This window comes from Mycobacterium sp. 852002-51163_SCH5372311, from assembly GCF_001667115.1.
In the GTDB taxonomy this organism is placed as follows: domain Bacteria; phylum Actinomycetota; class Actinomycetes; order Mycobacteriales; family Mycobacteriaceae; genus Mycobacterium.
In genome coordinates this window covers 1-22,914 of the sequence record NZ_LZIJ01000143.1, presented here as the reverse complement: position 1 = coordinate 22,914, position 22,914 = coordinate 1, and the positions used below count along the sequence as shown (strand labels likewise).

Annotated in this window: 7 protein-coding genes; 4 read left to right on the top strand and 3 right to left on the bottom strand. The window is 65.0% G+C overall.

Translation table 11 applies throughout. The features are described 5' to 3' along the window. Positions 1–24: 24 nt before the first annotated feature. Positions 25–897 (bottom strand): phthiotriol/phenolphthiotriol dimycocerosates methyltransferase, encoded by an 873-nt coding sequence (locus A5791_RS16575; RefSeq protein WP_231995930.1) that lies wholly within the window; start codon positions 895–897, stop codon positions 25–27. A 389-nt stretch (positions 898–1,286) separates the two neighbouring features. Between A5791_RS16575 and A5791_RS16570 the strand changes: the two genes are divergently transcribed. Further along, a complete protein-coding gene (locus A5791_RS16570) occupies positions 1,287–2,726 on the top strand; it encodes a wax ester/triacylglycerol synthase domain-containing protein (protein WP_067239038.1) in 1,440 nt (479 codons plus the stop codon). A 697-nt stretch (positions 2,727–3,423) separates the two neighbouring features. Continuing rightward, positions 3,424–4,188, top strand: coding sequence for an aspartyl/asparaginyl beta-hydroxylase domain-containing protein (locus A5791_RS16565; RefSeq protein ID WP_197504709.1), 765 nt, complete (start codon positions 3,424–3,426; stop codon positions 4,186–4,188). A gap of 141 nt (positions 4,189–4,329) precedes the next feature. On the opposite strand, the gene A5791_RS16560 is transcribed toward A5791_RS16565, so the two are convergent. Beyond that, positions 4,330–4,557, bottom strand: a complete 228-nt coding sequence (locus A5791_RS16560; protein WP_067239033.1) for an MbtH family protein — start codon at positions 4,555–4,557, stop codon at positions 4,330–4,332. A 348-nt stretch (positions 4,558–4,905) separates the two neighbouring features. Here A5791_RS16560 and pks2 point away from each other — a divergent pair, with 348 nt between their 5' ends. Together pks2 and A5791_RS16550 are read left to right on the top strand one after the other, a co-directional pair. Continuing rightward, positions 4,906–11,268, top strand: a complete 6,363-nt coding sequence (gene pks2, locus A5791_RS16555) for a type I polyketide synthase (protein ID WP_067239027.1) — start codon at positions 4,906–4,908, stop codon at positions 11,266–11,268. A gap of 100 nt (positions 11,269–11,368) precedes the next feature. Beyond that, positions 11,369–12,790, top strand: coding sequence for a hypothetical protein (locus tag A5791_RS16550; protein WP_067239023.1), 1,422 nt, complete (start codon positions 11,369–11,371; stop codon positions 12,788–12,790). Between the two features lie 10 nt (positions 12,791–12,800). On the opposite strand, the gene A5791_RS16545 is transcribed toward A5791_RS16550, so the two are convergent. After that, a partial coding sequence (locus A5791_RS16545) for a non-ribosomal peptide synthetase (RefSeq protein ID WP_067239019.1) occupies positions 12,801–22,914 on the bottom strand: 10,114 nt, incomplete at its 5' end.

The following is a 22,914-nucleotide window of genomic DNA, read 5'->3' as shown; positions in this document are numbered from 1 at the left end:
GACACCGCCACGAACTACTGCAAGCTATTCTTTGACGAAGCAGTACATGGCGTAAGAGAATCCCCCGCCTTGCAACTCTCGATAGACCTTCGAGCCCTGCAGGAACTGACAAGTAGCCCGCAACATCTTGGAATTGTGGCGATCGATCACTTCCTGCCAGCGCTGCGAATTTCGTTCCATGCCGCGCACGATCTCCGGCCTGATGTCCCTGTGCGAAATCATTCGCATCGGCGCGCCCGCGAGCGCAGCCTCCCAGTCGGGAACATGCGATGCAAAGCGGCCATCGGTGTACAGCAAATGTCCGCCCGGACGCAGCACTCGCGCCGCTTCGGCAAGGAAACGGCGAAAGTCCGGATAGTGGATTGAGGATTCGACATTGATCAGCGCGTCGAACGACTGGTCAGGAAAGGGCAGGTTTTGGGCGTCTCCGACGACGAACTCCAAGTTCGGCAGGCGGTGGCGCTGGCGACAGAACTCGATTCCAGTCGGGTTCAAGTCCAGTGCCGTGTAATGCGCCGGGTGCAGGGCGCGTGTCAGATATGACGCGCCGCCGCCGTGGCCGCACCCGACCTCGAGCACTTCCATGCCGCTCAGATCACCCGCCTGGGTTGCGGTGCGGTGGTAGAGCTGGATGGGAAACCGGTCACGTTCGTCGGCGGCGTCCAGCTCGATTGCCATCGGCGGATCTTCCTCGTAGCCATAGTTGAGGAACACCACATCGTCGGCGCCGAATCGGCGAGTGAGGGCGCGATAACTACTTTTTTGGGTCTTGTAGCCGAGGTTCCATATGATCGGATGTTGAATCACGCGGTCTAGAAACTGCACAGGCGGTGTCCTTTCGCCGAGAAATAGCAGCGACGTCAGCATCACCTTAGTGGTGAGCCCGACCGTGCGCATCAACTTCCTGCGCGGAATTCCAAACTTTCGTCCGCACAATTCCAAGCGTCGGAGGGGTGGCCGAAGAGCATCCTGTCGGAGTGGTCGCAGAATTCTCGAACGCCACCGGAATCACCAGACACCGGCGTCGATTTCACCGCTCCCTCACCCCAACGAATCGACACCGATGCAGCTCTCGGCTTTCGACGTCATAGACCCCGACCAGGGTCTGGGCTCACATACTTGGCAAAACCCGACCAGCGAATCGGCTAATCTCAGGTCATGAATCTGTTCCACCCGATCAAGGGTCCCGCTGTCGCGGGCACCGTCGCCCTGCTTGACAAAGCGTCCGCTCCGCAGCGCTTCACATGTGAATCGATAAGTGCGGAGGTTGATTAGTGGCAGTTGGGATGCGCCCTGTACGTAACTCCGTCGGCACCCGCACGCACACCGGCGATGCGCGACCGGACAATCGGCTCGCGTTGCTGGACCAGGCCTTCTTTAAGGGTCAGCGCACCACCGGCCAGAAACAAGTCATGCAGATCATATGGCTTTATGAGCACCCTCTTGATTTCGACGGGCTCAGGCGTTTTCACCACAATCTCGCTCAGAATGAGATGCTGGCACGGCGCATCGAGCGGTCGCCGCTACCGTTCGCCCGGCATCGGTGGGTGTCGGATCAGAATCCGTTGGGCATCGATATCGCTGAGTCCGCACGTCCACGCGCTGAGCTCAGCGACTGGGCTGATGAACGCTCACAGATCCCGACTGATCCGGAATCGGGTCCCGGTTGGCATCTCGGCGTCCTTCCCCTAACTGATGGCTCGACCGCGGTGACCCTGGTCGTTTCCCACTTCCTCATCGACGGAATCGGGCTCGCGCTTGTCATGGCCGAAGCGATGCTGGGCACCACGCGCAATCTCGGCCTCCCGCCGCCGAATTCACGCACGCGACTGCGTGCGCTGGCACAGGATGCCCGGCAAACAGCGCGGGAGGTACCTGAGGCCGCCCGGGCGCTTGCCACGGTGGCAAAACTGGCCAATCATCACCGCCGCGAACTTGTCGCGGCGGCAAAAGAGGCCCGTCGTTACCGACACGACATCGCCCGATCACCGGCATCCCGACCGGTCGCACTAGGTGGACGGAACGGTGATGAGGCCGTGATCGTGCCGTCAATCACTATCCACGTCGACCTTGATGATTGGGATGCGCGCGCGAATGCCCTTGGCGGAACGAGTAATGCGCTGGCCGCCGGGTTGGCTGCGAAACTTGGGGAGCGCATGGGACGTAAACGCGCCAGCGATGGCACCATCACCTTGCAACTCCCGTTCAGCGACCGCGCCGAGGGCGACACGCGTGGAAACGCAATGTCGTTCGCGTATGTCAGCGTCGACCCCACCCGGGTGACGACTGATCTGCATGACGTCCGCGCGGCTGTCAAGGAGGCGCTAGGCGCCGTGCGGGAGACTTCAGATGCGTCGTCGCCGCTCCTTTGGCTGAACCAGTTCGCGCCCAAGCGGGCGTCGAAATGGCTGGCAGATGTCACTGCGATCGGCGACACCGACCTTCCCGTGTTTTGTTCGAACTTCGGCGACGTTGGCGCGGTGCTGCGCCGCCTCGACGGCACCGACGCCGAGTACAACACCGCACGGGCAATTGGACAAGGCGTAACGCGACAGTGGCTTGAGCAAACAGGCGGCCAAATGAGACTGCAGTCTTGGCGCATCGGCGGCAAGATTGCAATGACCGTCCTCGCCTACCAAGCGGGCGCAGAGAACACAAAGGCCAGGTTGCGTGACTTGGCTGCGCAGACGCTGGCCGAGTTCGGCCTCACTGGCCAGATCGACTAACGAATCGTCGTGGCGTACGGCGTCAAAAGCGTGGACAGGCTGCGACTGCTCACTGTAGGCCTGTCGGTGTCGAACAAGCCTGTCTGCGGGTCAGCTCTTTCGCCCCTTAGACCGTGTCCACGACCGTGACGTCCCGTGAGAGCTTGGAAAAGTGCGAAACAGGTGCCGCGGCCAGACTGCGAGCCCATTGCCCGGCGCCACACCTGGCCTCCGCCAAGTAGCCAAATCATTTGTGGCTCACCGCGAGCCCTGATCCGCCGCAAACCATCGAACCGAGACCATCGACGCCGAAGCATACTACGCGTGAATTGACTGACCCCGAATGTCAATCAGATCTTCAAGGCTCCGTGCGGGATGTCGTTCCAATCGCAGTCCGTGACACATTGGGCTGAGAGGTATCCATCCGGAGCCGGTGATGGTGTGTCAATTGCGGTTAGGCGCATGGCTTTTGAGCGTGGCCATGCGCTACCCAATCTGATAGCCACCGCCCAGCGTTCCCCGACGGGTCTGCCGCGCTTGACGTGGGGCGATTGTCCATCCCGCTGGAGCAAGTCCATCGATCTGCTGAGTGCGGAACTCGGTTAGGTTCTTGACTTAAGCCCTTTACGCCGCCCTACCCATGCGGGCCGGGGTTTCCCGGAAACGCTGGATCGTAGGAACGCACAGTGTAAACTTCGGCCTCGGCGAAAGGGGCTGCATGGACCAGACGCAAGGGTTCTTCGCGCGGACATTCACACGTCTTGCCATGATCATTTTCGGCGCGCTCTACCGCCTCTACAGCCGATCCTCGACGTTCGGCGACCACGAGTTCTTCGACAACAAGGACTTTCCCTGGGTTGAGACGGTGGAGGCTGATTGGCGCAAGGTCCGTGCCGAGCTGGATGCGCTTCTGCCGTATGCGGCGGACTTGCCGAACTTCCAGGACATCTCAAAGGACCAGATTGGCCTCACCCAAGACGATGGCTGGAAGACTTTTTTCTTCTACGCCTACGGGATCAAGGCGGCGGCGAATTGCCGCCGCTGTCCGGAAACAGCCAAGCTCCTCAAGAAGATGCCGGGCATGAAGACGGCGTTCTTCTCGATCCTCGCGCCCGGCAAGCACCTGCCGCCCCATCATGGCGCCTACAAGGGCGTGCTGCGCCTTCACCTCGGGGTGCTCGTTCCCGAGCCGGCCGAGATGTGTGCCATCCGAGTCGGGTCGCAGACCCGTCATTGGCAAGAGGGCCAGGTGATGATTTTCGACGACACCTTCGAGCACGAGGCTTGGAACCGGACGGACGGGCTACGGGCGATTTTGTTTGTCGATATCATGCGGCCGATGCGCTTCCCGGCGAATCTGCTGAACGCTGCGGCGACTTGGGTGATCGCGCTCTCGCCCTTTGTACTCGGCAGCTTCGGTAGCTACCTTCGCTGGGAAAAGCGCTTCGAGGCCGTCGTGAATGAGGGTGCCGCGGCACATTGACAGGCCTCTAAATCGCGATGGCAGAACCTCTTGCGCAGCAGAGGTATTGAGAAGGCAACGTTTGGCGAAGGCTAGAGTCCGCCGGTTAGATACGCCGGACCGCCGATAACTTGGAGCATCGGCAGTACGGCTTCCGACTCGCTAATCAGATGCCCGGTCCGCTGCCAGCCTGTCGCGCAGACTCTTTGGGCGAATATCGGGCCAGTTCTGTTCGATGTATTCCAGACAGGCGGCACGGTCGGCTTCGCCGAAAACCACCCGCCAACCGGCGGGAACATCGGCGAAGGTCGGCCACAGGCTGTGTTGCTCTTCGTCGTTGATCAAGACGAAGAACCTGCCACTGTCGTCGTCGAACGGATTGACACTCACAACTTCTCCAGACGTCTAGTGGGACCAGTGAAACCGTGGTCAACCGTACTGGAGGCCGTCAGCGCCTGTCCGGAGTTTTGGGAAAAGTCGCATCCGGGTGATTCGCCCCAACCCTGCGGGCTTACCCGGCGCTGGGCACTGCTGTTTGAACACATCACGATTGGGTAACAACCCGATCAGTTTTCCCTAAGCCCTCCCACCACGCGTAATACCCTCCCCCTGCTTCCAGGCCGCGAGCTTGCCGAGGACATCAACCGAGTGTGATGTAGCGACCGGGCAGCCGAAGGCCGCCGCGTCTTGAGTCGGGCAGTGGATAATGCCAGGTAGTCATTGCTATGAGGAGGCGGAATGGTTCCATCTCGAGAGATCGATGATGGTCCGCATCCCCCAACTTCACCGGATTCTTCGCCCGCCGCTGCACCTGTCACTCCGATCGCCGTCATCGGTATGGCGTGCCGACTTCCCGGCGGAATCGACTCGCCGGAACAATTGTGGGAAACGCTGCTGCGCGGCGACGACCTGATCACCGAGATCCCTGCGGACCGATGGGACGCCGACGAATACTACGACCCCGAGTCCGGTGTGCCGGGTCGGTCGGTGTCGAAGTGGGGCTCGTTTCTGGACGACGTTGCCGGATTCGACCCGGAATTCTTCGGGATCGAGGAGCAGGAGGCGACCGCACTCGACCCACAGCACCGGTTGTTGCTGGAAACCTCTTGGGAGGCAGTCGAACACGCAGGCCTCGACCCGGCAAATCTGGCTGGTTCGCGGACCGGCGTATACGTGGGTTTGACCCATGACGACTACCTTTTGATAGCTGCCGACACCCACGCCCTGGAGGGCGGATACGGATTCCTGGGTAACAGTCACAGCATGGCTTCCGGGCGGATCGCTCAGGCCATGGACCTGCGCGGTCAGGCGATTTCAGTGGATACCGCATGTTCGTCTGGCCTCGTCACTGTGCACATGGCATGCCGCAGCCTGCACGAAGGCGAGTGCGACCTGGCGCTGGCCGGCGGCGTTTCAATCACGCTGGACCCACGGAGATACGCCGCGGATTCGGCCGGCGGCATGCTGTCTCCGACCGGGCACTGCCATGCGTTCGACACGGCCGCGGACGGGTTTGCGTCGGGCGACGGTTGCGCGATGGTGCTCCTCAAGCGGCTATCGGATGCGCTGAGCGACGGTGACCGGATCTTGGCTGTAATACGCGGCACCGCCGTCAACAACGGTGGCCGCGCGGCGAGCACCTCCGCCCCGTCGGGATCGGCACAAGTCGCTGCATACCGGGCCGCGTTGGCCGCTGCGGGGGTGGACTCGGAGACGGTCGGCATGGTGGAAGCCCACGGTGCCGGCACGCCGGTGGGTGATCCGATCGAATTCGCCAGCCTGGCTGAGGTTTACGGTATTCGGAACCCCTGCGCGGTCAGCTCGACCAAGCCGAATCTCGGACACAGCCAGTCGAGTTCGGGAACGTTGGGCTTGATCAAGACGGTCCTGGTGCTGCGACACGGCGTGGTCCCCAAGAATCTGCACTTTTCCGGCCTGCCCGACGAGCTTGCCCGAATCAAGACCAATCTTTTTGTACCGCAGGAAAATACACCGTGGCAGAGCAACGACCGCCAACCGCGAAGAGCGGCTGTTTCGGCCTACGGATTTTCCGGAACAAATGCTCACGCAGTCTTGGAGCAAGCTCCCGAGGCGCCCGATACCGAGCGCGAAGACGAAACCACGGCCGATCAGGCGCCGCTGCTTTTTGCACTGTCGTCCACCTCGGCCGGAGAACTGCGCCGCACCGCCGAACGCATGGCCGACTGGGTACAAGCACATGACGACATCGCACTGCCGGACCTGGCTTATACCCTGGCACGCCGTCGCGGACACCGGCCGGTGCGCACCACGGTTCTCGCCGGCAACACGGACGACCTGATAGCACGTTTGCGTGACGTCGCCCACGGTGACACCTCGTATCAGGCCGCGGCCGGACGCGACGATCGTGGTCCGGTTTGGGTGTTCCCAGGCCAAGGATCACAGTGGCCGGCCATGGGAGCGGGTCTGCTCGCCACCGAGCCGGTGTTTGCCGCGACGGTCGCCCAGGCCGAGCCGCTGATCGCCCGGGAGTCAGGATTTTCGGTCACCGAGGCAATGACGGTGCCCGAGGTAGTGACCGGTGTCGACAGGGTCCAGCCGACGTTGTTCGCCATGCAGGTTGCGTTGGCGGCCACCATGAAGTCTTACGGAGTTCGCCCGGGCGCGATAATCGGGCAGTCGCTGGGCGAGGTCGCGGCGGCGGTGGTCGCGGGGGCGCTGTCGCTGGAAGACGGGGTGCGCGTGATCTGCCGCAGCTCGCGGCTGATGTCCAGCATCGCCGGGTCCGGGGCGATGGCATTGGTCGTAATGCCCGCCCAGCAAGTGCTTTCCGAATTGATGGCCCGCGGGATCAAAGGCATCGCGATGTCAGTGGTGGCGTCACCCGAGTCGACGGTGATCGGCGGCCCCGACCACACGGTACGCGAACTGCTGGACGCATGGCAGGCGCGAAAAGTGCTGGCGCGACAGGTGATTGCGGACCTGGCATGGCATAGTCCGCAGGTCCAGCCGGTCCTGGACGAACTGTCGGAGGCGTTGGCGGACGTCACCCCGAGGACACCGGACGTGACGTTCTACTCGACGAGCCTCTTCGACCCCCGTGAGCAACCGATATGCGGTGCCCGCTACTGGGTGGACAATTTGCGGCGCACGGTGCGGCTCGCCGCGGCGGTCCAGGCGGCCATGCAGGACGGCTATCGGGTTTTCGCCGAGCTTGCGCCGCACCCTCTGCTCAATCGCGCTCTGGTGCAAAACGCCCGTAGCCTCGACATGCCGGTCGCCGCCCTGGCCAGCATGCGCCGCGGGGAGGAACTGCCGCACGGGCTGCGTGGTTTTGTAAAGGATCTGCACAGTTCCGGCGCCGCGGTCGACTTCTCGGTGCTCTATCCGAACGGACGGCTGGTGGACGCGCCACTGCCGACATGGACGCACCGTCGGCTGTGGCTGGACCGCGAGGGTCGAGAATCCTCCACCACACACGGCGGATACGCCGTCTCCGTCCATCCGCTGCTCGGCCAGCACGTGCGCTTGCACGAGGAGCCGGAGCATCACGTATGGCAAGGACAGATTGGAACCGCCGCCCAGCCCTGGTTGAGCGATCACCAAATCCGCGGTGTGGCAACGCTTCCGGTGGCGGCCTACTGCGAGATGGCGATCGCGGCCGCACGCGCTGTGCTGGACGAGGCTTTCGAAGTCCGCGACATCCGCTTCGGGGAAACCCTGCTGCTCGAGCAGCAGACCACCGTCGGCGCGGAGGCCACTGCCACATCGCCGGGCGTGTTCGACTTCACCGTTGCGACAAATGGCCGTGACGAACAACTTCGGCGAGCTACTGCAGTCCTTCACACTGCGGACGACGAGCAGCCACCTGCGCACGACATGGCCGCGCTCCTTGGCGTGCATCCACGTGACCAGGATGGCGCCGAGGTGAGGAAGCGCCTGGAAGACCGTGGTGCGCAAGATGGCTCGGCGTTCAGCGGTCTCGGCACGGTGCACACCCGCGACGATGCAACCGGCACGGTGCTGGCGGAGGTCGCGCTGCCTCGCGAAATCCGTTCGCAGCAAGATATTTTCGACGTACATCCGGTGCTGCTGGACGTATGTTTTCAAACCGTTGCTATTCATCCGGAAGTTGAGTCGCTGGACGGGAATGCCCCGGCCTTCCCGCTGGGCATCCGGCGGCTACGCGCCTACGACTCGGCTCGCAACGCCCACTACTGCTACACACGAGTGACGAAAGTCGACACCTCCCGCATCGAGGCCGATCTCGAAGTTCTCGACGACAACGGGGCAGTCCTGCTCGCCGTGCAAGGGCTTCAGTTGGGCACCGGCGTCTCTGAGGAGCAGACGAAGGATCGGGTGCTGGCTCAGCGGCTGTTGGCGATCGAATGGCAGCAACGAGCATTGCCCGGGCTGGAATACGCCGACCCCGGAAACTGGCTGCTCATCAGCACTACCGCCATCGCCGACGTGCTCGCTACTACTTTGATGGACGCACTGAAAAATCATGGCGCGCAATGCACCACCATGTGCTGGCCGCCGCACGCCGACCACACCTCGAACAGCCAACAGCTTCGAAATCATCTACTCGGCAGTGGTTTTACCGGTGTGGTGGTTTTGATGGCCCCGGAAAGGTGTGACGCCGTTGAGCAGATCCCAACGGCGGCCCGCGAGCATGTGCAGCATCTGATGCGCATTACCCGCGAATTGTCTGAGCTTCCGGGCGACTGGCCTCGCCTGTACGTGGTGACCCGCACCGCGCACGGCGTGCTTGTCGGCGATGCACCCAGCCTGGAACAAGCCGGGCTCAGGGGTTTGGTCCGGGTGGTCGGCGCTGAGCACCAGCACTTGCGTGCCACTCAAATCGATCTGGACAGCGACATCGACGCCGAGCAACTCGCATCCCAACTGCGGGGCGGGTCGGCGGAAGACGAGACCGCATGGCGAGACGGCAAGTGGTATACGGCCAGGTTGGTCACCAGCCCACTGCGGCCCGAGGAGAGACGCATCACCGTTGTCGACCATGAGCGCGACGGGATGCGTCTGCAGATCGGCACCCCGGGGGATCTGCAAACTGTGGAACTCGTTGCGTGCGAACGGATTCCGCCGAGACCAGGACAGATCGAGGTCGCCGTCAGCGCCTCCGGTGTCAATTTCCCCGACGCGCTTGTCGCGTTGGGCCGCTACGGCGGCGCGGCGCAGTTGGGCGGCGACTTCGCCGGGGTGGTGACCGCCGTCGGCCCCGGCGTGGCAGGTCCCCGGGTGGGCGATCATGTGGGCGGTCTGTGCCCCGGCGGGTCGTGGGGCACGTTTGTGACCTGTGATGCGCGTCTGGCGGTCCCGTTGCCGGGCGGGCTGTCTGAGGAGCAGGCGGCAGGGGTGACCACGGCCGCCGCTACCGCCTGGTATGGACTGCACGACCTGGCCCGCATCGAAAGTGGCGAGAAGGTATTGATTCATTCGGCGACCGGCGGCGTGGGGCAGGCGGCCATCGCCATCGCCCGCGCTGCGGGAGCTCAGATCTTCGCCACCGCCGGCAGCGAGCAGCGTCGACAATTACTGCGCGATATGGGCATTGAGTACGTTTACAACTCGAGAAGCATCGAATTCGCTGACCTGGTCCGCCGCGACACCGCCGGCTATGGCGTAGACATCGTGCTCAACTCGGCCACCGGCGCCGCCCAGCGCGCGGGGGTCGAATTGCTGGCGCACGGTGGACGATTCGTCGATATCGGCAAAGGTGACATCCACGGCGACACCCGGATTGGGCTGTCGTCGTTCCGGCGCAACCTCACGTTGTATGCCCTTGATCTAGAGGGGCTGGCGCGTAGCCACCCGAGCCGGCTGCACCGGTTGTTGAGCACCGTGTACCAGCTCACCGCCGATGGCGTCCTGCCGTTGCCGAGGTGCAGGCACTACCCGCTGACCGAGGCCTGCACCGCACTGGAGCTGATGAGCAATGCCCGGCACACCGGCAAGCTCGTGCTTGACATCGCGCGCACCGGCACCAGCCAGGTGCGGGTGCCCCCCGATCAGGCCCGAGTGTTTCGCAACAACGGCGGCTACATCGTCACGGGCCGTCCAGATGGCGTCGAGATGTCTTTAGTCGAGCGGATGGCTGCTGCCGGCTGCGGGCGTATCGTGCTGTGTTCCCGTTCGCAGCCGACTTCCGAATCCCTCGCGAGGATCGAGAGCATCCGCGCGGGCGGCGCCGACGTGGTAGTGGAGTGCGGCGATATCTCGGAAGCAGCTACGGCCGAACGGTTGGTCGCCGCAGCGACGGCCACCGGGCTTGCCTTGCGGGGCGTGCTGCATGCCGCGGCGGTTGACGAGGACGCCGCACTCACCGGAATCACCGACGAGCTCATCGAGCGGACCTGGGCGCCAAGGGTTTACGGTGCCTGGCACCTGCATGAGGCCACCGCGGGGCACCCGCTGGACTGGTTCTGCTCGTTCTCCTCGGCGGCCTCGATGCTGGGCGCCCCTGGCCAAAGCGCCTCCGCAGCGGCCGACAGCTGGCTCGACGCCTTCACCCGGTGGCGTCGGGCGCAGGGTCTGCCCACCACCGCGATTGCCTGGGCCCCCTGGGCTCAGAGTGCGCCCACCACCGCAGCCGACAGCGCCGGCATCACCATCACTCCCGACGAGGGCGCCTACGCATTCGAGATGCTGCTGCGCCACGACCGCGCCCACACCGGGTACGCGCCGATCACCGCCACGACGTGGTTGACCGCATTCACCCACGGCAGTCCCTTCGCCGAAGCGTTTCGCTCCACCAGCCAAACCGCAACCGGCGTCAGGAAACTCCGCGCCGAACTTGACGAGTTACCGGTCGACGAGTGGTCCATTCGGCTGCGGCGACTGGTCTCTGACCAGGTCACCCAAATCCTGCGCCGCAACATCGATCCCGATCGGCCGCTGTCTGAATACGGCATGGACTCACTGGGCGCTCACGAACTCTGTACCCGCATCGAGACCGAAACCGGCATACGCATCACTTTCGCCGATCTCGCCGACATGGGCACGATCCGCGGTCTGGCCGGACTGCTGTGCGAAAGGATGGCGCCCACACACGATATGCCGCCGTCATCAGCGCCGGGTAAACACCGAAAAGCCTTCTGAGTTGACCGACAGAATGAATAATCGCTACATGCCCACGGCTACATTGACGTTCGATGCGCATGCGCAACCCTCAAACGACCGTTTCGGGGAAGGCTGATCAGTGCCGGCCCGGATACTCTCCGCACGAGCATCTTTGAACAGCCGGGCAGCTAACGGCGATACGCGGCCGGACAATCTGCTCACCTACGTGGACCAAGCCTTGTTCACGGGGCAGCGCGTCACCGGACCAAAACAAGTCATGCAGGTCGTGGGGGTTTACGAGCACCCCATTGATCTCGACGGGCTCAGGCGGTTTCACCGCAATCTCGGCTACGGATTGTTGGGGCGGCGCGTCGAACGTTCGCCGTTGCCGTTCGCGCGGTATCGATGGGTCCTGGATCGGGGACCGTCGGACATCGACTTCGCCGAATCCGCGCGTCCACGCGCCGAACTCAGCGACTGGGCGGACGAACGCACCCAATTGCCTGTCGACCCGGAATGGGGGCCCAGCTGGCATCTCGGCGTGCTTCCGCTAACCGACGGTTCGACCGCGTTCAGCCTGGTGATTTCGCACTACGTGCTCGACGGTCTGGGACTCGTCCTATCGATACTCGACGCGATCATGGGCACCGAGCGCGATCTTGGCTATCCCCCGCCACATTCGCGCACCCGATGGCGCGCAGTGGTTGAGGATGCCCGCCAAACGGCGGTACAAGCGCCTGAGGTTGCCCGGGCGGTTGCCGCGGCCGCAAAACAGGCTCGTGAGCATCGGCAGGAGCTTGGCCAATCCCGAAAAGCGCGACCCCGCGCCCGCACGGAAGGCGACACTGACAAGGCCGCAGACGACTTTATCGTCGTTCCCAACGTGACCGTTTTGGTGGATCTGAATGACTGGGACGCCCGCGCGCAGGCGCTCGGGGGAACGAGTAAGACCCTGGTCGCCGGGTTCGTTGCGAAATTCGGGGAGCACATCGGCCGCCGACGTGCCGGCGACGGTGCCGTGACATTGCAACTCCCGATGAGCACCCGCAGCGAGGGCGATACGCGCGCGAACGCGGTGTCGTTTGTGCGCGTCAGCGTCGACACGACGCAAGTGACAACGGATCTGCGGGAACTCCGCGCCGACATCAAACAAGCGCTGCAGACGTTGCCGGAAACACCCAACGAAGCAGCGCTACTCGCTCCGCTGATCCCGTTCGTACCCAAACGCGTTTTGAAACGGCTTGGAGAGGTGGACGCTACGGTGCTCGGCGAAGACCTGCCCGTGCTTTGCTCCAATCTCGGCGAATTCGGCGCCGTCGTGTGCCGCCTGGATGGTACCGACGCCGAATACGTGACCGGACGGCTGGCTTTTCAACAACTGACGCGACAGTGGCTTGACCGCTTGGGCGGACTGATGACTGTGCAGTCTTGGCGTCTGCCCGACAGAATTGTCATCAGCGTCGGTGCTTACCAGCCAGGCGCGGAGAACACCAAGCCAGCGATGCGGGAAATCGCGGCGCGCACCCTCGACGATTTCAACCTGACCGGGCAGATCGACTGACTGCGTCAGCTCAGGGTTCTACCGCGAGTTTGAGCTGTTCCCCGTACATGGCGAGCGCTTCGGCGGCCATCATGTCATCGTGTCCGCAGTCCACCGGGTAGACCGTAATGTCACCGGCCACATAAGGTTCCCAATTACGCGGATGGGATGAATTGTTCCCGTTTTCACTGCGCGCGGAGAATATGATCATGTCACCATCGAATACGCCAGGCATATGTTCTCGCAGATGTGACCCGTTCGAATTATAATTTTCCACCACGAACTCGAAGACCTGTCTGGGCGGAAGAATAAATTCCACAATTTTTCCCTGCCGGCGGATCAATTCCTCGGCCATCTCGTAGGTAATCGGCTCTGCCTGTTGAGGAATCTCGATGCCATTGGTCCGCAAGGTGAGTTCCAGGATACGGCTCTCGCCCTGACCATCGTTGTCTGCTGTCTCGCTTGTGTTGGCGCCGTTGGCATTTAGCACCGGGTCCAACAGAACAAGACGTTCGACTGCACATCCCCGCCGTCGAAGTTCGATGGCCAGTTCGTGCGCTACTGGCCCGCCGAAAGACCAGCCCAGGAGCTTGTAGGGCCCGACGGGGTAGAGCGTCTGGAGCCGATCGGCATAATCTTTGGCCATTTCAGGAATCGATTGCCGTCCGGTTTCGCCGTCTTGCGGGATCTGGTTGATTCCAATGATCGGACAATCCACGTAATCGCCCAGCGCCCGATATGCATAACTAAGACCGAGACCTTCATGGACACAGCACAGCGGGACACCCGTTCCCTGCTTGAGGATCTCGATGGGAACCAGTTCCGCCGCGCTACCATCGTTGCTCAGCTCCTGGCTCAGGCTTCTGACCGACGGCGCATCCAACAAGGTGCGCACTGCAAGGTGGGCACCGAAAGTCTTGTTCACCGCGGCGATCGCCCTCATCGCGAGCAGCGAATCCCCACCCAGGTCGAAAAACGAGTCCTCCACCCCCACCCGGTCGAGCCCGAGGACTTGGGCGAAGATGCCGGCCAGGGTGGCCTCGGTTGCGTCAGCCGGGGCACGATAGCGGCCGGAGTCGACGTATTCGGGCGCCGGCAAGGCGCGCTTGTCGAGTTTGCCGTTGGATGTCAAGGGCAGAGCCCTCACCACCACCACTGCGGACGGCACCATATAGGGCGGCAATTGTTCGGCCATCTCCGCGCGCACGGCGGACGGGTCGGCATTGCCGGTGATGTATCCCACCAGCCGTTTGTCACCGGGACGGTCCTCGCGGGCGATCACCACTGCCTGACCCACTCCGTCCACGCCGGCCAACGCCGCCTGAACGTCGCCCAGCTCGATGCGGTATCCGCGGATTTTGACCTGCTCGTCAGCACGCCCGAAGTACTGCAGTTGCTCGTCAGCGCCCCAGCAGACCAGATCCCCGGTGCGATACATGCGTGTTCCCGGTGCCTCCGCCCCGCCGAAAGGACACGCCACAAACCGCGACGCGGTCAAACCAGCGCGGCCCAGGTACCCGTACGCCACGCCGGCGCCAGCCACGTACAGCTCCCCCACCACACCCGGGGGAACCGGGCGCAGCCACGCGTCCAGCACGAACAATGCCGCTTCCGGCACCGGTGCGCCGATCGGCACTGGCCCGTTCACCGCTGAGCCGGCGCACAGCGGCGCGCTGATGGATACACACATCGCCGTCTCGGTCGGGCCGTACGCGTTGAGCATCCGCCGCCCCGGCGCCCACCGATCCACCACCTCAGCAGGGCAGGCCTCGCCGGCGACCAGCAACGCCATCGCATCCAAACCCTCGAGGGAAAGCGCCGCCAGGGCGGAAGGGGTCTCGGTGAGCACGTCGACGTGTTCAGCGATCAGCAAAGCCTGGAAGGCTTCCGGCGAGCGCACCACGTGCTCAGGCGCCACCACCACCCGCCCACCATGCAACAGCGCGCCGAAAATCTCGGACACTGACATATCGAATGCCAGGGAATGGCCTTGCGCCCAGGCACCCGTCGTCGGCAGACACCCCACAAATGCTTTCAGCACCTGGATCGCGTTGTGGTGGCTGACGGCAACGCCTTTCGGGGCACCGGTAGTGCCCGAGGTGTACATGAGGTAAGCGACGTCGCCGGGGTGTGGCGCCGGCAAGTCGGTGCACGAATAGCCGGGGATGCGGTCGTCTTCGGTAGTCATGACCGACAGGTCATACCCGTCCAGCCGCGTCCGCAGATCGGCGTTGGTGATCGCGGCGACAGGTGCGGTATCGGCCAGCATGAACTCGACCCGGGCCGCCGGCAGCACGGGATCGATCGGCAGATAGGCCGCACCGGTCTTGAGCACCGCCATGATCGCCACGATCGCCTCCGCCGACCGAGGCAACAACAGCGCCACGACGTCTCCGGCGCCTACACCGTGGTCTGCCAACAGGTGGCCCAATCGGTTCGCAGCCTCGTCGACCTCCCGGTACGTCAGGGAGCGGCCCTCGCACGTCAGTGCCATCGCCTCCGGGGTTCGCGCTACCTGCGCCGCGAACACCATGGGGATCGATACGGAGGCGGAGGCCGGCACAGGCTCGTTCAATACCGCCCCGTTACCCCAAGCAGCCAGGCGGGCCTTCTCACCGGCGTCGAGCAGATCAATCGAGGAGAGCCGGCGGGCGGGATCGGCGCTCATCGCGACCAGCAACTTTTCCAACCGCGCGAACAGCGCGTCGATGCCCGCCGCGTCGAAGACATCGGCGTCGTATTCGACGCGAAGACCCAATTCGTCACCAGGTACGGCCGCCACGCCCAGCGGGTAGTGGTTGGCTTCGCGAGTGGTCACGTCGGTGATGGCCAGCTCATGGTCGGCGGTCAATGCGGCGGTGTCGACCGGGTAGTTCTCGTAGACCAGCATCGTGTCGAACAACTGGTCCTGATCGGTGAGGCGGTGGATTTCGGCGAGCGACAGGTGCTGATGCTCGAGTGTGTGGTTGTGGGCCTCTTGCAGCTGATTCAGCAGTCCTGCGACGGTGTCGGCGGCCGTGATGCGTGCCCGGACCGGCACCGTGTTGATGAGCAACCCCACCATCGAATCCGCGCCGGGCAACTCGGTCGGTCGCCCGGAGACCGCGGTACCGAAGGCAACATCGTGCTGGCCGGTCAGCCACATCAAGATTTGCGCCCAGCCCGCCTGCAGCACGATGTTGACGGTGGTGTGCTGGGCGCGAGCCAACTCGCTTACCGCTCGGGTGGTTTCCTCAGGCACCCGGAACCAGGCAACGCCTCGCCGCCCCTGCCCCGACCGGCCGGGCGGGCCAACCAGTGTCGGAAAATCGAAACCGGCCAGTGCCTCACGCCAGGCGGCGTGTGCGGCAGCGCGATCCCGCCCGGCCAGCCAAGTGACATAGCTGCGATACGGCGCGGCGGCAGGAAGCCGCTGCCCGTAGTAGCTGGCAAAGATCTCCTGTAGCAGGATCGGCAGCGACCAGCCATCGATCACGATGTGGTGGTTGGTCAGCACGAACCGGTACCGGTCTGCCGCGGTCCGGATCAACGCCGCCCGAAACGCCGACTGCTCGGCCAGGTCGCAGACCGCGGCGCGCTCAGCGGTGCACACCTCTTGGACCTGGTCCTCAACACTCACGCCGTTGGGCTGCAGCTCCACATATCTCCACGGCGCCACCGGGTCAGCGGGAATCACCTGCACCGGCTCACCGAACTGGGTACAGAATCGGGCCGCCAGGTTGGGATGGCGGGTCACCACGGTCTGCATGGCCTCGCGCAGCCGACGCTCGTCAAGCGCACCGACCACGGTGAAATCCAGTTGCACCGCGTACACATCGTCACCGGGGCCGCGCCCCGCCCCCGCATGGAACAGCAGGCCCTGCTGCAGCGGGGTCAGCGGCAACACGTCAGCGAGGCGGTAGTGGTCCACTAGCTCATCGAGCTGCTGCTGGGTCAACCGGGCCGGGGCCACATCCGACGGCGTCCACCCACCGCCACCGTGGCGCACATGCGCGCAGATCCCGGACAGGGCCTCGAACCACAACTGGCTCAGCCGACTAACTTGCGTACGGTCCATCGCCGACGGCGCCCACGACCAGGTGGCATAGAGTCGCGGGCCGGTATCGGTGTCCACCGTGCTGGCATTGAGCTCCACCGTGCGTGCCAGTGGCATCTGGATGGCGGTGGCAGTTCGGGTGACCGGCCCGCCTTCCTGCGACAGCCGCCAGGCATCGCCGGGAGCCTCGGCTCGCGCGCCCAGCCGGCCCAGATAGTTGAACCCGATGACCGGCTCCGGGCCGTCCAGCTCGACGTCGGCGTTCAGATACCGCAGCAGCCCGTAACTGAGCGGATCCGGTAGGGCGCGCAACTGCTCCTTGGCGTCCTTGAGCAGCGCCCCCAGCGCGGCCTCGCCCTTCGTCACTTGCACCCAGGGCAGCCCGCCCACCGTCAGCGAAACCGGATACAAGGTGGTAAACCACCCGACGGTGCGGGTCAGGTCCACGTCGGCGGCCAATTCCTCGTGGCGTCCGTGGCCTTCCACGTCGATGCCGATCGGCGCTCGCCCGCTGCCCGCGAACTCGGCGACCGCCAGCCCGAACGCGATCAACAGCATCTCGTGTACCCCGGCGTGAAACGCCGTGGGCACTTCGCCAAGCAGTATGCGCGTCGTATCGGTATCCAGCGACACCGACAACTGACCGGCCGTGGCAAACGTATCGACACCGGGCTGCACCGCGGGCAACACCGCCGGAGCTGCCACCTGACGCCACGCCTCGGCCAGCTCCACGATCTCCGGCTGATAAGCGTGCTCCGCCAGCAGCGCGGACCACCGGGCAAACGACGTCCCGCCCGTCGGCAGGGCGATCGGCTGCCCGTCCCGATGCTGAACCCAGGCGATATTGAGGTCTTCGAGCAAGATCCGCCAGGAGACCCCGTCGACCGCCAGATGATGAATCAGCAATGCCAACTGGCCCGTCGACCCGACCCACAGCGCACTCACCATCACCCCGGCAGCCGGGTGCAACCGGGACCGCGCTGCTACCAGTTCCTCCGGCGACAGTGCGTCCACCGCCCGGAGGCACGTGCGCGCGTTTACCGAACCAGGCTCTGGCACCCGTAGCGACCAAGCCTGGGCGCGGTGCTCGGCGCGCAGCCGCAACATGGCATGGCGGTCCAGCAGCGCCTGCAGCACCACCACCACGTCGGCCTCGGTCACCCCCGGCGGGGTCTGCACCAGCACCGTCTGGTTGAACTGCTCCACCGGCCCGTCGACGCCCGCCAGCCAGCGCATGAGCGGGGTCGCGACAATCGGCCCGACACCCTCGTCGACCACGCCGCTGGCGCCATCGGCCACCCGGACGACCCGGGCCAGCCGGGCCACGGTCTGCTCGACGAAAATGTCCCGCGGCCGGCACAGCAGGCCCGCCGCCCGAGCCCGCGCCACCACCTGCATCGACAAGATGCTGTCGCCGCCCAGTTCGAAGAACGACTCATCGACTCCGACCCGTTCTAGCCCGAGCACTTGGGCGTAGATGCCGGCCAGTATCTCTTCGGTCCGGGTGGTCGGGGCGCGGTAGCGGTCGCCATCGGTATATTCCGGCGCCGGCAGCGCGCGCCTATCGAGTTTGCCATTGGCCGTCAGCGGCAGCGCGTCGATGACGACCACCGCGACCGGCACCATGTAGGTCGGCAGCCGCTCGGCCAGCTCCGCGCGCGCGACCGCCGGCTCCGCTGTGCCGGTGATGTACCCGACCAGGCGTTTGTCGCCGGGGCGGTCTTCACGTGCGATCACCACCGCCTGCTGAACCCCGTCCAGCCCGGCCAGCGCGGCCTGGACTTCACCGAGCTCGATGCGATACCCGCGGATCTTGACCTGCTCATCCGCGCGGCCCACATACCGCAGTTGCCCGTCAGCACCCCAACGCACCACATCTCCGGTGCGATACATGCGGCTTCCCGCCCCCGCGAACGGGGACGCCACAAAACGCGACGCGCTCAATCCCGCACGGCCCACATATCCCAAGCCGACCCCGGCGCCGGCAACATACAGCTCGCCGGCCACCCCGGCCGGCACCGGACGCAACCAGCGATCCAGCACAAAGAACCCGAGCCGGGCCAACGGCACCCCGATCGGGCTGGCCACGCTGTCGGCATCGTTTGCCACGATCTGCCGCAGCGAGGCATGCACGGTCGTCTCGGTGGTGCCGTACAGATTGAGCAGCCGCGGCGGTCCAGGGTGATGATCCAGCCAGGTCCTCAGCCGCTGGGGCTCCAGGGCTTCTCCGGCGAACAGCACCGCCTGCAACTTGAGCTGAGCACCCAGCTCAGGTGCGAGCGAGTCGGCGGTTTGCAACGCATAGAACGCCGAGGGCGTCTGACTCAACACGCTGACCTGTTCCGCGACCAGCAAGGAGTGAAAGTCTTGCGGGGACCGGGCCACCGACTCGGGCACCACCACCAGACGTCCGCCGTGCAGCAGCGCCCCCCATATCTCGCACACCGAGACGTCGAAGGCCAGCGAATGCCACTGCGACCACACCTGTCCGGCCAACTGCATTCCAGCTTCGAGTGACGCCAGCAACTGGGTGACGTTGTGGTGCGTGATGGCCACCCCTTTGGGGACACCGGTGGTGCCGGAGGTGTAGATGAGGTAGGCGACGTCGTCGGCCGTGGGCGCCGGCGGTGCTGTGTCGGGTTGACCGTCGACAGCGGGGTCGCCTATATCGATGACCGACAGGCCATGCCCATCCAGCCGCGCGCACAGTTCCGACGAGGTGATCGCGGCGACGGGTGCGGCGTCGCCGAGCAGGAACTCGATCCGCGCGTCGGGATGCGCCGGGTCGATCGGCACGTAGGCCGCCCCGGTTTTGAGCACCGCCAGGATGGCCACGATCGCCTCGGCTGACCGCGACAACAACAGCGCCACCCGTTCACCCGGACCAACGCCCTGCTCGATTAGCAAGTGCGCCAACCGATTCGACGACTCGTCGAGTTCGGCGTACGTCAATGAGCGGCCTTGGAAGGTGATCGCCGCAGCCTCCGGACTTCGGGCCACCTGCGCGGCGAATGCCACCGGAATAGCCACCGGCGCCGAGGGCGCTGGCTGGGTCAGCGCCGCCCGATTACCCCACGCTTCCAACCGGGCATGCTCACCCTCGTCGACCACATCGATCGAGGAAAGCCGCTGCATCGGATCGGAGGTCATCGCCACCAGCACGCGCCCCAACCGCTCGATCAGCGTTTGGATGCTGGCCGCGTCGAATACATCGCTGCGGAACTCCACCACCCCACCGATCCCGGCGGCTTCACCGGCGTCGGTCCAGCGCTCACCGAGGGAAAACGTCAGGTCCATGCGGGCGGTGTGGGTATCGGCCGGCAGCGGGGTGACCTGCAGGTCGCCCAACGCCGATCCGGCCAGGTCGCCGGCGAAGTTCTGCCAGGCCAAGAGCACCTGGACCAGCGGGTGGTGATTCAGGCTGCGGGCGGGGTTGAGCCGCTCGACCAGTACCTCGAACGGCACATCCTGATGCTCGTAGGCGGCCAGGCTGCGTTGCCGAACCTGGGCCAATACGTCGGCCGCCGTCGGGTCACCGGTCATATCTACCCGCAGCACCAAGGTATTGATGAAGCAGCCCACCAGTTCATCGAGCGCGGGATCGCGCCGCCCGGCGATCGGGAAGCCCACCGCCACATCGGAACTGGAACTGATCTTCGACAACAGCACCGCCAGCGCGGCCTGCATGACCATGAAGCTGGTCACCTTGTGCTCGCGGGCCATCCGAGCCACCCGCTGCTGCAGCTGCGCCGGCCAATCCACCGAGACCTTGTCGCCGCGGTAATCGGCCACCGGCGGATAGGGCCGATCGGTGGGCAGTTCAATGCGCTCGGGGATCCCGGCCAGGGCCTGCTGCCAGTAGGCCAACTGAGCGACGATGCGGCTGTCCTCGTCGTCGAGGACACCGAATTGTGCGCGCTGCCACAGCGTGTAGTCGACGTACTGCACCGGCAATGGCGCCCAAGGCGGCGCCTGTCCGTCACACCGGGCCGCATACGCCACCCCCAGATCACGCACCAGCAGCCCGATCGACCAGCCGTCGGCGGCGATATGGTGCACCACGGCCACCAGCACATGCTCCTCGTCGCCAACACGGAAAAGCTGTGCCCGCAAAGGGATTTCCGACGTCAGGTCAAACGGTTCGCGCGCCGCGGCGCCGATGGCGTCCGGCAACCGGGTTTCCGGCCAGTCGGTGGCATCGTTGACCTGCCACCCGAAGTCGGCCCGCTCGACCGGCACTACCAGCTGCTGGGGTGTCCCGTCCTGCGCCGGGTACAGGGTGCGCAGGCTTTCATGGCGGCCCACCACATCGGCCAGCGCCAGACCTAAGGCATCGGCATCCAGGCGCCCGCCCAGCCGCAACGCCACCGCCATGTTGTACACCGGCGACGGGCCCTGCAACTGATCGATGACCCACAACCGGTTCTGGGCAAACGACAACGGCACCACTGCCGGCCGCGGCACCGCAACCAACGGCGCGACCCCGTCCCCACCGGCACCCATCCGGCACGCCAACTGGGCTACGGTGGGCGCCTCGAACAAAGCCTGGACCTCGAGTCGGGCGTCCAGCGACGCGTTGACGGCGGCGACCAGACGCATCGCGAGCAACGAATCCCCGCCCAGATCGAAGAACGAGTCGTCGACCCCGATCCGTTGGAGCCCCAGCACCTGGGCATACATGTCGGCCAAGAGCTCTTCCGCCGCATTGGAAGGGGCGCGGTAGTGATCGACGTCGCCGTACTCGGGTGCGGGCAAGGCGCGTCTGTCGAGTTTGCCGTTGACGGTCAGCGGCAGTGCGTCGAGCACCACCACCGCGGCCGGCACCATATAGGCGGGCAACCGCTCGGCCAGCGCGGCGCGGATCTCGACTGCATCTGCGGTCCCCGTCACATAACCCACCAGTCGCTTGTCGCCGGGGCGGTCTTCGCGGGCGATCACCGCCGCCTGCTGAACGCCGTCCAGCGCGGCCAGTGCCGCCTGGACCTCCCCCAGCTCGATGCGGTATCCGCGGATCTTGACCTGATCATCGGCGCGACCCAGATAGACCAGCTGCCCATCGGCACCCCAGCGCACCAGATCGCCTGTGCGATACATCCGTTGACCGGCACCGTCGGGTTCGGCGAACGGGCAGGCGACAAACCGCGACGCGGTCAAGCCCGCCCGACCCACATATCCATAGGCCACGCCGGCACCGGCCACATACAACTCACCGACCACCCCGGCGGCCACCCGGCGCAATCCCGCATCCAGCACGAACAGCGCCGCCCCGGGCACCGGCGCGCCGATCGGCACGGTCGCTTTCTCCGCCGACTCCACGCTGAGCGGTCCGGTCATCGCCGCATACACCGTCGCCTCGGTCGGGCCGTACGCGTTGATCAACACCCGCCCCGGCGCCCACCGCTGCACCAACTCCACCGGACACGCCTCACCGGCCACCATCAACGCCACCGCCTCCAGCCCCTGGTGTGGCAGCACAGCCACCGCTGAAGGAGTTTGGCTCAAGACGCTCACACCTTCGCCGACCAGCAAGGTGTGGAAATCTTCCGGCGAGGCGGCCACCTCTTCGGGCACCACCACCAGCCGCCCGCCGTGCAATAGCGCTCCAAAGATCTCGTACACGGAGACATCGAACGCCAGGGAATGCCACTGCGACCACGCGCTTCCCGGCCCCGTCGGCACGTCGGCACCGATCGCCGTCAGCAGCTGTGTGACATTTCGGTGGGCCACCGCAACGCCCTTGGGCACACCGGTGGTACCGGAGGTGTAGATGAGGTACGCGACATCCTCCGGCTCCGGCGCCGTCAACACCACGGACGGCTGACTGTCAACAGGATCGTCGACATCGATGACCAGAACGTCACACTCGTCCAGCCGCGAGCGCAGCTCCGCGGTGGTGATCGCGGCCACCGGCGACGCATCAGCGACCATGAACTCGACGCGGGCCGCGGGCAGTGCCGGGTCGATCGGCAGATAGGCTGCCCCGGTTTTGAGCACCGCCACGATCGCCACGATCGCCTCGAGTGACCGCGACGACAGCAGCGCCACACATTCACCCGGGGCCGCACCCTGTCGCGCCAACAAGTGCGCCAAGGCGGTGGAGGCCTCGTCA